Origin of the sequence: Variovorax paradoxus, assembly GCF_024734665.1 — a bacterium.
Taxonomy (GTDB): domain Bacteria; phylum Pseudomonadota; class Gammaproteobacteria; order Burkholderiales; family Burkholderiaceae_C; genus Variovorax.
Genome location: NZ_CP102931.1, coordinates 6,121,440 through 6,136,545, shown reverse-complemented (window position 1 = coordinate 6,136,545; position 15,106 = coordinate 6,121,440). Strand labels below are relative to the sequence as shown.

General features: G+C 67.4%; 10 protein-coding genes. All 10 read left to right on the top strand.

The annotated features are described in order from the left end of the window. Positions 1-46: 46 nt before the first annotated feature. The 10 genes from NWF24_RS28825 to NWF24_RS28780 all read left to right on the top strand — a co-directional run bounded on the left by NWF24_RS28825 (position 47) and on the right by NWF24_RS28780 (position 15,096). Complete coding sequence (locus tag NWF24_RS28825; protein WP_258351508.1) at positions 47-604, top strand: type VI secretion system tube protein Hcp; 558 nt, start codon at positions 47-49, stop codon at positions 602-604. Positions 605-635: 31 nt separating this feature from the next. Further along, a complete protein-coding gene (locus tag NWF24_RS28820; RefSeq protein ID WP_258351507.1) occupies positions 636-1,460 on the top strand; it encodes a type VI secretion system accessory protein TagJ in 825 nt (274 codons plus the stop codon). Continuing rightward, entirely contained in the window at positions 1,453-1,968 is a 516-nt protein-coding gene (gene tssE, locus NWF24_RS28815; RefSeq protein ID WP_093058744.1) for a type VI secretion system baseplate subunit TssE, read from the top strand. Before NWF24_RS28820 ends, tssE begins: the two co-directional genes overlap by 8 nt. 7 nt (positions 1,969-1,975) lie before the next feature. Continuing rightward, a complete protein-coding gene (tssF, locus tag NWF24_RS28810; protein ID WP_258351506.1) occupies positions 1,976-3,868 on the top strand; it encodes a type VI secretion system baseplate subunit TssF in 1,893 nt (630 codons plus the stop codon). Further along, a complete protein-coding gene (tssG, locus tag NWF24_RS28805; RefSeq protein ID WP_256216773.1) occupies positions 3,865-4,929 on the top strand; it encodes a type VI secretion system baseplate subunit TssG in 1,065 nt (354 codons plus the stop codon). The genes tssF and tssG overlap by 4 nt, the downstream gene beginning before the upstream one ends. After that, positions 4,926-7,640, top strand: a complete 2,715-nt coding sequence (gene tssH / locus NWF24_RS28800) for a type VI secretion system ATPase TssH (RefSeq protein WP_258351505.1) — start codon at positions 4,926-4,928, stop codon at positions 7,638-7,640. The genes tssG and tssH overlap by 4 nt, the downstream gene beginning before the upstream one ends. A gap of 324 nt (positions 7,641-7,964) precedes the next feature. After that, positions 7,965-10,772, top strand: a complete 2,808-nt coding sequence (locus NWF24_RS28795; protein ID WP_258351504.1) for a type VI secretion system Vgr family protein — start codon at positions 7,965-7,967, stop codon at positions 10,770-10,772. A 12-nt stretch (positions 10,773-10,784) separates the two neighbouring features. Further along, positions 10,785-13,382 carry a DUF2169 family type VI secretion system accessory protein gene (locus tag NWF24_RS28790; protein WP_258351503.1) on the top strand — a complete coding sequence of 866 codons (2,598 nt, stop codon included), beginning with the start codon at positions 10,785-10,787 and terminating at the stop codon, positions 13,380-13,382. After that, positions 13,379-14,431: a pentapeptide repeat-containing protein gene (locus NWF24_RS28785; RefSeq protein ID WP_258351502.1), complete on the top strand. Its 1,053-nt coding sequence runs from the start codon at positions 13,379-13,381 to the stop codon at positions 14,429-14,431. Before NWF24_RS28790 ends, NWF24_RS28785 begins: the two co-directional genes overlap by 4 nt. A 50-nt stretch (positions 14,432-14,481) precedes the next feature. Continuing rightward, positions 14,482-15,096 (top strand): DUF3540 domain-containing protein, encoded by a 615-nt coding sequence (locus NWF24_RS28780; protein WP_258351501.1) that lies wholly within the window; start codon positions 14,482-14,484, stop codon positions 15,094-15,096. The last annotated feature ends 10 nt before the right edge of the window (positions 15,097-15,106 follow it).

Sequence of the window (15,106 nt, the reverse complement as noted above, 5' to 3'; positions counted from 1 at the left end):
TCCGAGATCACGGTTTCTTTTCTTCGTTTCGATTTCCGGAGGTGATATGGCATTTCTAGACGATGGCTCCTGGAGCCCTGAAGACGCCCAGCGGTTCTACGAACTGATCGGCACCGGCTCGGCCGAAACCGACCTGGTCATGCTGATCGAGAACAAGGGCGCGCCGGTCGAAGGCGAACTCGACCGACCCTTCGACGACGGTAAGGCGCGCATGAACATCGGCGGTTACTACTGGTCGGTGCAGGTGCCCGAATCTTCCAGCCAGAACCAGGTCGTGCCCAACAACCTGATCGTTGCGCGCCGCAGCGACGCGGCCACCGCCACCATCGCCAGCCTGCTGCGCGCGCAGGAGAAAGACCTGAAGGTCGTCATCAGCGCCTTCAAGTCGGGCGGCGACGAGCGCTCGCCCGATGCGCAGTCGACCTTCGAGATGGTGCTGGAGAACGCGCGCATCTGCCGGCTGGTGCTCAACTCCGGCGGCCACTGGGGCGTGCCCTCGGAGCTGATCTCCATCAGCTACCGCACGGTGAAGGTCAAGTCGGCACCGCAGAAGACCACCGGCTTGCGCGGCGCGGTGCGCGAATGCCAGTTCACCCGCGCCTGAGCCTCATCACCCCACCCAGGAGCCGCACACCATGACGACCGCCGCCGAATTTCTCAAGGCCGCCGATCCGGCCGCCGCGCTCAAGGCCCTGAGCGACGACGTGCGCGCCAAGCCTTCCGACAGCAAGCACCGCGTGTTCATGGCGCAGCTGCTGTGCGTGCTCGGGCAGTGGGAGCGCGCGCTCAACCAGCTGACCGTTGCGGCCGAGCTCGACGCACTCGCCGTGCCCATGAAACAGGTCTACGGCGAGGCCGTGCGCTGCGAGGGCCTGCGCGCCGAAGTGTTCGCCGGCACGCGCACGCCCATGATCTTCGGCCAGCCCGACCAATGGCTGGCGCTGCTCATCGAGTCGCTGCTGCGCCAGGGCCGCGGCGAGAGCGAACTGGCCGAGGACCTGCGCCAGCGCGCCTTCGACGGCGCGCCCGCCATCAGCGGCACCATCGATGGCGCACCCTTCGAATGGCTGGCCGATGCAGACATGCGACTGGGCCCGGTGCTCGAAGCCTTCGTCAACGGCAAGTACTACTGGATTCCGTATGCGCGCCTCGCGCACATCAAGATCGAACCGCCCGAAGACTTGCGCGACTGCGTGTGGATGCCCGCGCACCTGCAGTTCGAGAACGGCGGCGAAACCCTTGCGCTGATTCCCACGCGCTACGAGGGCACAGAAAAGGTGGAAGACGGCGAGCTGCGTCTCGCGCGCAAGACCGAGTGGCGCGAGCTGCGCCCCGAAGTCTGGGCCGGCTACGGCCAGCGCGTGCTCGGCAGCGACGCGGGCGAGTACGCGCTGATGGACGTGCGCGAGATCCTGTTCACGCAGGCCGAGGCGCCCGCCGAAGGCGCAGTCGATGGCTGAGCTCACCGCGCAGGAGCGGCTGCAGCCCTCGCTGCTCGATCGCCTCGTCGACAACGCCCCCGACGAAAAGCGCGAGGGCGACGAGAAGCGCACGCTGACCAAGCAGGCACTGCGCCAGGCCGTGCTGCGCGACCTCGGCTGGCTCTTCAACGCCACCGGCTACGGCCTCTCGATGGACGACAAGCAATACCCGAACGCGGCGCGCTCGGTCATCAACTACGGATTGCCTATGCTGTCTGGCCAGTTCACCTCGTCGGTGCAGCGTGTCAGCATGGAACAGGCTTTGAAGAACGCAATCCTGCAGTTCGAGCCGCGCATTTTGTCCCGCACACTCGAAGTGGAACTCGTCATGGAAGGCCCGGCACTGGACTCCCACAACAGCATCGGCCTGCAGATACGCGGCATGCTGTGGGCGCAACCGGTGCCGCTCGAGTTCCTGATGCGAAGCCGCGTAGACCTGGAAGAAGGACGCATCGAGATCGTGGACATGGCGCAAAACCCAAGGTGAGTCCCGCATGGACCCTCGGCTGCTGAGCCTGTACGAACAGGAGCTGCGCTACTTCCGCGAAAGCGCCTCCGAGTTCGCGCGGGCATTTCCAAAGATTGCGCATCGACTTGGCATCGAGGGCCAGGAAGTGGCCGACCCGTATGTGGAGCGGCTCATCGAGGCCACGGCGTTTCTTTCGGCGCGGGTGGGCCTGAAGCTCGACGCCGAATACCCGCGCTTCACGGGCCACCTGCTCGACATCGTCTATCCGCACTTTCTTTCGCCCACGCCGGCGATGGTGGTCGTGTCTTTCGTGCCCGACCCCGACGACGCGAACCTTGCGACCGGCCCCACGTTGCCGCGCGGCAGCGGACTGCGCGCACGGCAGGCGGTGGGGCAGAACACGCATTGCGAGTTCCGCACGGCCAGCGCGCTGCGCATCTGGCCCATCGAAGTGCAGCGCGCGCAGTACTTCACCTACGCGCCCGACCTGCCGCTGAACACGCACCCGCAATCGCGCGCCATCCGCGGCGGCCTGCGCATTGCGCTGCATGCCACGGCCGGCCTGAACTTCAGCCAGATCGCACTCGACGATCTGGTGTTGCACTTCGGCGGTGCCGAAGACGTGGCCTGGCAACTGCACGAATGCGCGCTGGGCCAGCCCATCGGCGTGCTGGTGCGGCCGCTCGCGCCCAGCGGTGCGCTGCAAGGCACAGCGCAGAGCCTGCCGGCCAGCGCCATCGGCGCGGTCGGCTTCGAGGAAGACGAAGCGCTGCTGCCCACCACCGCCACCGGCTTCTCGGGCTTTCGGCTGCTGCAGGAGTACTTCGCGTTTCCGCAGCGCTTCCAGTTCGTGCGCATCGGCGGACTCCAGGCGCTGCTCGCGGCCATGCCCGTGACCGACGTCGAAATCGTGCTGCTGTTCTCGCGCGGCGACGCAGCACTCGAAAAGCTGGTGAGCGCCGACAACGTGCAGCTGCACTGCGTGCCTGCCGTCAACCTGTTCAGCAAGCGGCTCGACCGCGTGCCCATGAGCGAGGGCGTGAGCCAGTTCCACCTGGTGCCCGACCGCACGCGCCCGCAGGACTTCGAGGTGCACACCATCACCGAAGTCATCGGCCACGGCGCGCCCGGCGCCGATGCGGTCGCGGCCGAGCAGCCTTTCAGGCCTTTCTATTCGGCCTTTCACGGCAGCCGCAACAGCCACCCGGCCTACTTCACGACCACGCGCGAGCCGCGCATGCTGTCGGTGCGACAGCGCACCGAGGGCAACCGCAGCAGCCACATCGGCTCCGAGGTCTACATGCAGATCGTCGATCCGCAGCAGGCGCCGTACGCGGCCACACTGCGGCAGCTGGCGGTGACGGCGCTGTGCACAAACCGCGACCTGCCGCTCCTGATGCCGCTTGGCCGCGAGAACGACTTCGACTGCGTCGATTCATTTCCCGTGCAGCGCGTGCGCATGGTGCGCGGGCCGTCGCGGCCGGTGTCGCCGGTGGTGAGCCAGGGGCTGGGGTGGCGCGTGGTCGATCACCTCGCGCTCAACTACCTGTCGCTGTCCGACAGCACGCCGGAGCAGGGCGCGGCCGCGCTGCGCGAAACGCTGATGCTCTATGCCGTGCATGCCGACGAGATGCGCCAGGGCCAGGTGCGCGGCCTGCTGTCGGTGAAGTGCAAGCCCGTTGCGCGCCGCCTGCCGCTCAAGGGCCCGATCGCTTTCGGGCGCGGGCTCGAAGTGACGCTCGAAGTCGACAAGGACGCCTTTCATGGCCACAGCGCCTTCCTGTTCGGCGCCGTGCTCGCGCGCTTTCTCTCGCGCCATGTGGAGGTGAACCATTTCGTCGAGACCGTGCTGCGCATCGCAGGCAAGGGCGAGACCATGCGCTGGAGGCCGCTGTGCGGGACGCGACAGATTCTGTGAGCACGCGGGTGGACAACGCGCTGCGCGGGTGGTCCGCGGAGCCGTGGTCGTTCGACTACTTCGCGGTGATGCGCCGGCTGGAGTCCGTCGCCAAGACCACGCCGCGCTGGGGCCGCGCGCTGCTGCCGAGCGCCGAGCCGGTGCGCGTGGGGCAGGAGCCTTCGCTCTCGTTTGCACCCGCGAGCTTCAGCCGCTTCGAGCCCGCCACCGCCTATTCGCCGCCGCGCCTGCGCCAGCACTTCTTCAGCTACATCGGCCCCAACGGCCCGCTGCCGGTGCACCTGAGCGACTTCATCCGCGAGCGCAGCCTGAACCATGGCGACCCGACGTGGCTGGCCTTTCTCGACAGCTTTTCGCACCGCTTCTCGCTGCACTTCTATCGCGCGTGGGCGCAGTCGCGGCCGGCCGTGGCGCTCGACCGGCCGGGCGAAGACCGCTTCCGTCTGCAGGTTGGTGCGCTGGTCGGCATCGGCACGCCGGGCCGCGTGGACCGCGACGAGATCCATGATGACGCGCGCCTGCATTTCTCGGGCTGGCTCGCGCGCCGCGTGCACAACGTGGAGAGCGTGGAGTCGGTGCTGTGCAGCTACTTCGGCGTGCCCGTGAAGCTGGAGCGCTGGGTTGGCCACTGGATGAGCCTGCCGGTAGCAGAGCTCACGCGGCTGGGGCAGGGCGAGAGCTCGCGCTCGATGGGCATGGGCGCCATGCTCGGCACCCGCGCCTGGGACCGCCAGCACCGCGTGCGCCTGCACCTGGGCCCGCTCACGCTGGAGCAGTACCGCATGTTTCTCCCCATCGGCAATGCGCGCCCCGTGCTGCAGCGCTGGATGCAGCAACTGCTCGGCGACGAGCTCGAGTGGGACGCCGAGCTGGTGCTCGAGAAAGCACAGGTTCCGCTCACGCGCCTTGGCGACGCGAAGGGCAATGCACCGCGCCTGGGCTGGGTGTCGTGGCTCGGGCAGCGCAAGCGTTCGCGCGATGCAGCGGACGTGCGCATCGGCAACCAGTCTTTCAACAAACCCATCTTCATTCGTTCAGAAGAGATACGGAGTCCCTCATGAGTGAAATCAGCCGCACCGCCCTTTTCGGCAAACTCAACTCGCTGGCCTACAAGGCCATCGAAGGCGCCACCGTGTTCTGCAAGATGCGGGGCAATCCGTACGTGGAGCTGGAGCACTGGTTCGCGCAACTGCTGCAGGCGCAGGACTCCGACCTGCACCGCGTGATCCAGCACTACGGGCTCGACGTATCGGTCATCGCGAAAGACATGACCACCGCGCTCGACCGCCTGCCGCGCGGCGCCACTGCCATCAGCGACTTTTCTCCGCACATAGAGAACGCCATCGAGCGCGCATGGACCTATGCCACCCTGCAGTTCGGCGAAGCGCAGGTGCGCACCGGCTACCTGCTGGTCGGCATGCTGAAGACGCAGAGCCTGCGCAACCCGCTGTTCGGCTTGTCGAAGCAGTTCGAGAAGGTCAAGGTCGAAGACCTGGCCGACAACTTCGCAAAAATCTGCGATGCCTCGCCCGAAGCGCAGATGCGCGCGCAGGACGGCACCGGCATGGGCAGCGGCGCACCAGGTGAAGACTCGGGCGCGATGGCGCCGGCCGCCATGGGCAAGGGCGATGCGCTGAAGAAGTTCGCGGTCGACCTCACCGAGAAGGCGAAGAAGGGCGAGATGGACCCGGTGACCGGGCGCGACGAAGAGATCCGCCAGATCGTCGACATCCTCATGCGCCGCCGCCAGAACAATCCGCTGCTCACCGGCGAGGCCGGCGTCGGCAAGACGGCCGTGGTCGAAGGCTTTGCGCAGCGCCTCGCACGCGGCGACGTGCCACCGCAGCTGAAAGACGTGAAGCTGCTCACGCTCGACATCGGCCTGCTGCAGGCCGGCGCGAGCATGAAGGGCGAATTCGAGCAGCGCCTGCGCCAGGTGATCGACGAGGTGCAGAGCTCGCCCACGCCCATCATCCTGTTCATCGACGAGATCCACACGCTGGTGGGTGCGGGCGGCGCGGCAGGCACGGGCGACGCGGCCAACCTGCTGAAGCCGGCTCTGGCGCGCGGCAACCTGCGCACCATCGGCGCCACCACATGGGCCGAGTACAAGAAGTACATCGAGAAAGACCCGGCGCTCACCCGTCGCTTCCAGGTGGTGCAGGTGCCGGAGCCCGACGAGACCAAGGCGATCCTGATGCTGCGTGGCGTGGCCAGCGTGCTGGAGAAGCACCACCGCGTGCAGCTGCTCGACGAGGCCATCGAAGCGGCCGTGAAGCTGTCGCACCGCTACATTCCCGCGCGCCAGTTGCCCGACAAGGCCGTGAGCCTGCTCGACACGGCCTGCGCACGCGTGGCCGTGTCGCAGCACGCGACGCCACCCGAGGTGGAAGACTGCATGCGCCGCATCGAAGGGCTCACGGTCGAGCAGGAAATCATCGGCCGCGAAGAAGCCATCGGCATCGACGTGACCAAGCGCGCAGCGCAGGTCACAGCGCTGCTGGCCGAATCGAAGGTGCAGCTCGATGCGCTGAATGCGCGCTGGCAGGAAGAAAAGGGGCTGGTCGACCGGCTGCTTGAATTGCGCAGCAAGCTGCGCGCGGGCAACAAGCCGGTGGATACGCCTGCTGCGGCCACCGTCACCGATGCGGCACCAGCCGCCGCGGCAGAGCCCGCGCACGACCGTGCAGCGCTGCTCGCCGAGCTGCACGAGCTGCAGGCCAAGATCCACGCGGTGCAGGGCGAGTCGCCACTCATCCTGCCCTCGGTCGACGAGCAGGCCGTGGCCTCGGTCGTCGCAGACTGGACCGGCATTCCCGTCGGCCGCATGGTGAAGAACGAAGTGGAGGCGGTGCTCAAGCTTGCCGACACGCTCAACCAGCGCGTCATCGGCCAGAAGCACGGTCTGGAAATGATCGCGCGCCGCATCCAGACTTCTCGCGCGCGGCTCGACAACCCGCAGAAGCCCATTGGCGTGTTCATGCTCTGCGGCACCTCCGGCGTGGGCAAGACCGAGACCGCGCTTGCGCTGGCCGAGGCGCTGTACGGCGGCGAGCAGAACATCATCACCATCAACATGAGCGAGTTCCAGGAGGCGCACACCGTCTCCACGCTCAAGGGCGCGCCTCCGGGCTACGTGGGGTACGGCGAGGGCGGCATTCTGACCGAGGCCGTGCGCCGCCGCCCCTACAGCGTGGTGCTGCTCGATGAAGTGGAAAAAGCCCACCCCGACGTGCACGAGATCTTCTTCCAGGTGTTCGACAAGGGCTGGATGGAAGACGGCGAGGGTCGCATGATCGATTTCAAGAACACGATCATCCTGCTGACCACCAACGCCGGCAGCGAGCTGGTGATGAGCATGTGCCGCGACCCCGAGTTGCTGCCCGACTCCAACGCGTTGGCCGATGCGCTGAAGGCGCCGTTGATGAAGGTGTTCCCGCCCGCGCTGCTGGGCCGCATCGTCACCATTCCCTATTACCCGTTGTCGCCCGAGATGATGAAGAAGATCGTGCGGCTGCAGCTGGGCCGCATCAAGAAGCGGGTCGAGACCAACCACGGCGTGCCCTTCGAGTACAGCGAAGCGGTGGTCGAGCAGGTGGTCGCGCGATGCCAGGACCCGGAGTCGGGTGGGCGCGTGATCGACGCGATCCTTACCAACACCGTGCTGCCTACGATTTCTGTCGAGTATCTGCAGCGTCTTGCTTCCGGCGGGGAGATCCGCCGTGTTGCGCTGGACGTGAAGGATGCTGACTTCACTTACGCGTTCGACTGAGATGTCGCCTTGCTCTTTTATTCGCTGCGTTGGCTCGGGGCGCGATCACGCCGACGGGGTGCCTTGCTCCGCGAATGTCCCCCGGCCTGCGGCCTCCTCCTTTATTTCGCTGCGCAAGGCACCCCATCGGCGTGATCGTCCAGCGCAGCGGTTGAACGACCAGCACAAGCGCGGCGCTCACCGTGCACAGGGCATCGGGTGCTCCCCGCAGCGAAATAAAGGAGGAGCCGAAGGCGGGGGACATTCGCGGAGGGGAGTACCCGGTGTCCTGTGCACGCGCCCCGAACAAGAACGCCTCGAACGACCCAACTGAGAAAAAAGAAAATGGCCGACCACGAGTTCCGCATAGAAAGCGATTCACCCGCGAAGGACGACCTGATGTTCTGGCGCATCGTCGGCCACGAGGCGCTTGCGCGTCCGTCGGCCTACGAGCTCACGGTGATCTCGCAGAACAAGGCCATCGAGGCCAAGGACATCCTGGGACATGCCTTCGACGTGGTCATCGAGTTCCAGGACGCCGACGGCGGCACGCACGAGCGCCACTGCCAGGGCCACGCGGTGCGCTTCGTGCGCGCCGGCCACATGGGGCGGCACTACGAATATCGCATCACCCTGCGTTCGTGGTTCTGGCTGCTCACCAAGCGCGCCAACTCCCGCATCCTGCAAGAAAAGAAAGTTCTCGAAGTGCTCGACGCCGTGTTCGAGGACAGCCCCATCAAGCGCTTCAAGAAGACCAAGGCCGACAACGTCGTCGGCACGCACAACCCGCGCCGCTACTGCGTGCAGCACCAGGAAAGCGACTACCAGTTCCTGTCGCGCCTGTTGGAGGACGAAGGCATCTACTACTGGTTCGACGCACATGACGCCCCCGGCACCATGCACCTTTCGGACGCCAGCGACATGGCGCACGACAAGCTGCCCGCCGCCGACACCCTGCGCCACATGGCCACCAACGCCGCCGAGCCGCGCTTCAACGAAATCTCGCGCTGGGTCAGTGGGCGTCAGTTCGACACCGGAAAGCATGCCTCGCGCGACAGCGACTTCAAGGCCATCAAGAAAAAGCTGGGTGCAGACATCGACGCCTCGGACGACCACGAACTGGCCAACCTGGAGCTGTTCGAGTTTCCGGGCGGCTACTTCACCGGCGACGAAGCCGAGACCCGCGCCAAGCTGCGCGGCGATGAACTCAACGCGCGCCGCGACCGCCACTGGGCGGTGACGCCGTGGCCCGACGTCACCGCCGGGCGCGGCTTCAAGTACGAGGGCGACCCCGACGGCACGCGCAACGGCGACTACGTCATTGCCGCCTGCACCTTCGTCGCCAGCCACCGCGGCTACGAAGGCGTGAGCGCCAGCGCCGCGGCGCGTCCCGTGCACAACGCGCTGGCCGACGTGCTGCGCGACGACGCGGTGAACGCCGACACGCTGCCGGTGCTCGAGGAGATCATCGCCGCCACGCCCGCGCTGGCCGCTGCGCAGACCGGCAGCAGCATCTTCCTGCTCACCGTGCTGCCGGCCGAACGCCTGTTCCGCGCGCCGCGCCTCACGCCGCGCGTGACCATGCCGGGCCCGCAGACCGCCATCGTGGTCGGCCCCAAGGGCGACGAGCTGCACGTGGACGACCACGGCCGCGTGAAGGTGCACTTTCACTGGGACCGCTACGACGAGAGCAACGAGAAGTCGACCTGCTGGGTGCGCGTGTCGCAGCCCTGGGGCGGCAAGGGCTGGGGCGGCTACTTCATTCCGCGCATCGGGCAGGAGGTGATCGTCGACTTTCTCAACGGCGACCCCGACCGGCCGATCATCGTCGGGCGCGTCTACAACGACGAGCAGCCCATTCCGTACAAGTCGCCCACGCAGAGCGGCTTCAAGACCCGCTCCACGCCCGGCGGCGGTCCTGCGAACTACAACGAGATCATGTTCGAGGACAAGAAGGGCGAGGAGAACATCAACATCCACGCCGAGCTCGACATGAGCCGCAGCGTGGAGCGCGACGACTCGACCACCATCGACCGCGACCAGACCGTCACCGTCAAGCGCGACCAGACCAGCCTGGTAGACCGCGACCGCAAGAGCACCGTCACGCGCAACGACACCAACATGGTGGTGGTCGACCAGAAGAACACGGTCAAGGGAAAGCAGAACAACCAGGTGGTTGGCACTCGCACCACCTTCATCGACAGCGACGACAAGACCATGGTCACGGGCACCAGCCTGAGCGACGTGACCGGCGCGCGCACCGACACCTCGCGCGCCGGCGAAACCCGCAACGTCACCGGCAACCAGACCATCACCGTCAGCGGCAACGTCACCTACAAGGCTGCGAAGATGAGCTTCGAGGCCGCCCACATCGACTGGCTGGTGACGGGCTCCAACTCCAAGTACATCACCGTGCCCAGCGGCCCGCTGGGGCTGATGGCGGACAAGATCAAGCTGATAAGCAACACCAAGATCGAGATGATGGCGGTGGGCGACATCAACGCCACCTCCATCGGCTCGAACACCACGGTACTGGGCTCCAATTCGAGCGGCTACATCGGCACCAACAGCGAAGCCAACATGGGCGTGACCCGCTCGACCTTCATCGGCATGAGCATCGAGAACGCGCTGGCGCTGGCCATGGCCAACGTGCTTGGCGTGAACATCGAGAATACGGCGGGCGTGAAGCTGACCAACTGCGCGGCGCCCGACATCGCGGCGGTGGCGATGGATGTCAAGCAATCGGCGCTGCACACCTTCACGCCGGGCGCTGGTGGCGCGGGCGCCGGGGCAGCCGCGGTGGCCGGCGGCCTGGCCGCCGTGGCGGGTGCCGCCTCGGCCTATGTCGACATCGGCGCCACGCTCAAGCAGTACGCCGATGCGGCAACGGCACTGGGCAAGGCCGCCGACGACGCGCATGCAGAAGGCCTGCACAGCCTGGAAGACCGGCTGCGGTCGCTGGCGGGCAAGGCCAGCAACCGGCGTTTCGACGCCATCCTCGGGCTGGTGCCGATCATGGGGCTGGGGCTGCCGATCGCGGAGGTCTTTACCAGCGACCCCAGCGGCACCGCCGATCTCGGCAAGGTCAACAACGCCGTCGAGCCCGACGGCTCGGCCCGGCCGCCCGCAGAGCGCGAGCCCGAAGACGACTAGCCGGGGCGCCGAATGCAAGTCCTCAAGCCCCAGGCGCTCGGCCTCTCGACGCGGCCCATCGAGTTCCGCAAGCGGTTCGGACTCAGCGTCAGCGCGTACCTGCACCTGCCGTTCGCGCAGGGCGAGCGCGGCACGCTGTGGGCCGAGCAGTCGATGTGGTCCTTTCTTGCGAAGGAAATGGCTCAGCCGCTGATCGACGAAGGCGTTGCCAAGCTCACGCCCGAGTTCCTGGTGCACGGCAAGGCCTTCGCGCCGGCCGACCGACCCGATGCCTGCGCGGTGCGCGCGCGCTTCGGCGCGTGCGAGAAGACGTTGCTCGTCTTCGGCGAGCGGCACTGGGAGGGCACGCGCGCCACCGCGCCGCAGTCCTTCGAGTCGTTGCCGCTCGACTGGGCTGCCGCATACGGCGGCGCCGATTTCGCGCAGAACCCGCAAGGCCGGGGCCGGCAGGCGCGTGACGGCGTCCTGTGGCTGCCGAACACCGAGTTGCCGCAAGACCGCCTGCTGCGGCCCGACCAGGCCATTGCGCCGGCCGGCTTCGGCGCGCTCGACCTGATGCATCCGCAGCGCGCGCAGTACCGCGGCACCTACGACGCCGACTACCTGAAGCTGCATGCGCCAGGCTTTGCGCCCGACACCGACTGGCGCTACTTCAACCTCGCGCCTCCCGACCAGTGGATGGCCGTGCCGCTCGCCGGCGACGAGCCCTTCGCCTTCGACAACATGCACCCGCAAAAGCCGCGCATCGAAGGCCGCCTGCCGGGCCTGCGCGCGCGCGTGTTCGTCGGCTACAGGATTGCCGGCAGCAGCGAGCCCAAGGTGCGTGAGGTGCCGCTGCGGCTGACCACCGTGTGGTTCTTCCCGCACGCTGAGCGCTGCATCGCGATCTTCCAGGGGCTGGCCGAGGTCGGCACCGACGACGGCTCCGACGTGGCCAGCCTGATGGGTGCGGTAGAGCGCACCGGCGAGCCGCGCAGCGACGCGCATTACCTTGAGGCCGCCGCGAAGCGCGCAGACCCGAAGATGGGCCCCGTCTACGCCATCATCGACAGCGACCTGCTGCCCGAAGGCATCAGCACGCTCGATCCCGACGTCGAAGCCGCCAAGGCACCGTTCGGCATGGACGGCCTGCAGGGCGAGGCGCAGTACCGCCGGGCCGAGATGGACGTCGAGTTCGCGCGCGACAAGGCCGTGGAAATGGGCAAGGACCCCGACGCGCTCGGCATCAAGATGCCGCCGCGCGAGAAGGTGCCGGTGGGCGATGAGCTGCCACCGTACCTCGAGAAGAAGATGAAGGAGGCCAACGCGCAGGGCTGGGCTGCCGTCGAAGACGCCGTGACCGTGCTCGAGAAGGCACTGGAAGCGGCGGAGCAGCACCGCATCGACCTCGCCAAGGTGCAGCACCGCGGGCCGCCGCTCTACCACGCCGAGAAGCATCTGGCCGAGATGCAGGCGCAGGCGGCAGGCAGCACCCGCAAGGTCGACCTGACGCCGATGTTCCCCAAGCTCTGCGAACTCGAGGAAGTGCAGCGCAAGGGCTACCTGCAGTCCGCCCATGTGCAGCCGCCGGCCTTTGCGATGCCGGCCGAAGCGGCAGCAGCATTGCGTGCGGAAATGACGCGTGCCATCGCGGCCGGCATCAAGCTGTTTTCGCGCGCCGACTTCACGGGCGCCGACTTCTCGGGCCTCGACCTGCGTGAGGTGAACTTCGAAGGCGCATGGCTGGAGAGCGTCAACTTCAGCAATGCCAACCTCTCGGGCGCCACTTTCGCGGGGGCCGTGCTCGCGCATGCGAACCTCGAGGGCGCGATTGCCATCGGCGCCAGCTTTCGCGAGGCCAACCTCGGCAAAGCGCGGCTCGCGCGCGCCGTGTTCGACGGCTGTGATTTCTCGCAGGCCATGCTCATGCACTGCGCCTTCGGCGGCACGCAGATGCGGCGCGCCAACTTCACGAAAGCCCAGCTGCTCGACACCACCTGGGGCGAGGCGGACTGGACCGGTGCACTGCTCGCGGGCCAGGTTTTCCACAAGCTCGACCTCAAGGGCATGCGCTGGCCCGAGGCCGACCTGTCGGCCTGCAACTTCATCGAATGCGACCTCACGGGCGTGGACATGCACGACGCCACACTCGCAGCCGCCACCTTCGTCACCTGCAAGCTCGACGCCGCCCGGCTCATGGGCGCGAAGTGCGCCGGCGCCGTGGCCGTGAAGGGCACCAGCCTCGCCGATGCCGAGATGGGCCTGGCCGACCTGCGCAACTTCAACTTCGGCGCTTCGGACCTGCGCGGTGCGAAGCTGGTGCGTTCCGTGCTCGACGGCGCCAACCTCTGCGATGCGCGGCTCGACGGGGCCGACCTGCGGCTGGCCAGCGCCAAGGGCGTGCTGATGCGCAAAGCCGTGTGCACTGGCGCGCTGCTGTCGGGCGTGAACTTCAGCGACGCGGTGTTCCAGTCGGCCGACCTGCGCGGCGCCGACCTGCGGCGCAGCAACCTCTTCGGTGCCGACCTGAGCCGCGTGCGGCTCGACGGCTCGACCAGCTTCGACGGCGCGTTGCTCCAGCGTGCGCGCACGTGGCCCCGGCTCACCCCTGAACAGCAGGCTGCAGCATGACACCCCAATTGCTCGCCATTGCAGTGGGCGTCGGAGAGACGCTGGAAGGACTCGACCTGCGCAAGGGCCAGTTCGCGAAACTGCTGCTGGGCGGCGGCGTGTTCTCCAAGGTCAACTTCGCCGAAGCAGACCTGCGCGCAGCAGACCTGCGCGAGACCGTGTTCGACCAGTGCGACCTGCGCGGCGCGCTCGTCTCGGGTGCGAACCTGCGCAAGGCCGTGTTCAATCGCTGCCTGCTCGACCACGTCGACCTGCGCGAGGCCAACCTGCACGGCGCGGTGTTCACCGAATGCGACCTGACGCACGCGCAGCTGGCCGGCACCGTGCTCACCATGGCCACCGTCGCGAAGTGCCGGCTCGACCACGCGGTGCTGCGCGGCGCGCAGCTCGACTCGGCGGTGTTCAGCCAGTCGGTGCTGCTGGACGTGTGCGCCGACGACACCAGCTGGCACTACACCACGGTGAACGAGTGCGACCTGTCGCACCTCACGTGGACCGGCGCGCGCATGCTGCGCAACGTGTTCTTCAAGACTTCGCTGAAGGGCATGTCGTTCGCGGGGCTGGAGCTGGAGGGCTGCCAGTTCTCGTTTACCGACCTGGGCGGCGCGGACTTCAGCGGCATCGTGCTGCGGCAGTGCAACTTCCAGGGTGCACGGCTCGACGGCGCGAAGTTCACCAAGGCGGTGGCGCCCTCGTCGATCTTCTGCGAGGCGAGCGGCACGGGGTGCGACTTCTCGGGCGCGAAGCTGAGGCAGGCGCTGTTCACCGGAGCCACGCTGCCGCAGGCCAACTTCTCGGGCTGCGACCTGTACCAGACGCACTTCGCGGGCGCGAAGCTGCGCGGCGCCAACTTCACGGGCGCCGAACTCACCTATGCCGATTTCCGCCATGCCGACCTGGGCACCGCCGACCTGCGCCACGCCACGCTGATGCGCACCGTGCTGCATGGCGCCAATACGGAAGACGCGCAGATGACCGACCGCGCACGCGCCATCGAGAGCGACCCGGAGCTGGAGAAATCCGAGCGCTGGCAGCCGTTGGTCGCATGACGCCACATCGCAGCCACACCACATCGAAGCACGTAACGGAGGAACACACCATGAAGACAAGCAGCCTGAAACCAGCGCCCGCTCAGGCCATCACCGGCCAGTGGTGCGTCGGCGTGCTCGGCCTCGACGAGGTCGGGGCGCTCGTCGTCGACAGCGGCGGCCTGCGGCTTCGCACGCGGCGAGCGGCGAGCTGCCTGCTCGAACCCGCCGCCGGCGACAGCGTTGCCTGCCTGCGCATCGCGCCCGACGAGGTCTGGGTCATGGCCGTGCTGCAGCGCGAGGAAGGCACCGCCAACGTCGTCAGCTGCGAAGGCAACAACATGCGCATCGCCGTGGAAGGCGGCCGGCTCGAACTCGCGGCCGAAGAGCTCGACGTGGCCACCCAGCGCACCCGCCTCGCCACCGACACCGCCGACGTCATCGGCCGCCAGCTCACCGTGGTGGGCACCGGCATCAAGCTGGTCGGCTCGGTGCTGTCTTCGGTAATGGACCGCGTGCAGCATTTCAGCAAGCACTACCTGCGCACCACCGACGGCATCGACCGCGTGGCGGCCACGCACCTGGAGTGCGAGGCGAAGCAGCTGTTGCGGCTCGAAGGCGAGCACACGTTGGTCAACGGCCGCGAGCTCATCAAGGCGCGCGGCGCGCAGATCCACTTCGGCTGAAGCGAAAAGG

Bases quoted from the DNA above. Each gene is read 5' to 3' on its own strand.
- NWF24_RS28825 (WP_258351508.1), top strand. From the start codon at position 47: ATGGCATTTCTAGACGATGGCTCCTGGAGCCCTGAAGACGCCCAGCGG.
- NWF24_RS28820 (WP_258351507.1), top strand. From the start codon at position 636: ATGACGACCGCCGCCGAATTTCTCAAGGCCGCCGATCCGGCCGCCGCG.
- tssE (WP_093058744.1), top strand. From the start codon at position 1,453: ATGGCTGAGCTCACCGCGCAGGAGCGGCTGCAGCCCTCGCTGCTCGAT.
- tssF (WP_258351506.1), top strand. From the start codon at position 1,976: ATGGACCCTCGGCTGCTGAGCCTGTACGAACAGGAGCTGCGCTACTTC.
- tssH (WP_258351505.1), top strand. From the start codon at position 4,926: ATGAGTGAAATCAGCCGCACCGCCCTTTTCGGCAAACTCAACTCGCTG.
- NWF24_RS28795 (WP_258351504.1), top strand. From the start codon at position 7,965: ATGGCCGACCACGAGTTCCGCATAGAAAGCGATTCACCCGCGAAGGAC.
- NWF24_RS28790 (WP_258351503.1), top strand. From the start codon at position 10,785: ATGCAAGTCCTCAAGCCCCAGGCGCTCGGCCTCTCGACGCGGCCCATC.
- NWF24_RS28785 (WP_258351502.1), top strand. From the start codon at position 13,379: ATGACACCCCAATTGCTCGCCATTGCAGTGGGCGTCGGAGAGACGCTG.
- NWF24_RS28780 (WP_258351501.1), top strand. From the start codon at position 14,482: ATGAAGACAAGCAGCCTGAAACCAGCGCCCGCTCAGGCCATCACCGGC.